Annotated in this window: 1 protein-coding gene; it reads right to left on the reverse strand. The window is 68.2% G+C overall.

The features are described from left to right. A partial coding sequence (locus E3U55_RS17660; RefSeq protein WP_194840977.1) for a hypothetical protein occupies positions 1-302 on the reverse strand: 302 nt, incomplete at both ends.

Genomic DNA, 302 nt, shown 5'->3' on the forward strand with positions numbered 1-302 from the left:
GGTCACGACCTCGCCGCGCTCGGCGGAGAGTGCGAACACCGTGCCGTCATCGGCGACGGTGACGTCGGCGTTCTCGCCCAGCTCGGCGACGGGTTCCGCCGCCTCGATCTCGAACGACGCGATGCCCTTCACCGGGACGACCCAGAGATCTCCGGACTTCTCATCCAGGATCGCCGCCGTGTTCGCACCCATCGCGACCTTGGCGGTGGAGGGGATGATCGCCGAGTCTCCGAGCGAGACCCGTGCCGGGTCGATCGCCGTCACGGTCGATGCACTCTCGTCGACGACGAGCACGTTCGCTG

This window comes from Filobacillus milosensis (assembly GCF_004402015.1).
Lineage (GTDB): Bacteria > Bacillota > Bacilli > Bacillales > Alkalibacillaceae > Filobacillus > Filobacillus milosensis.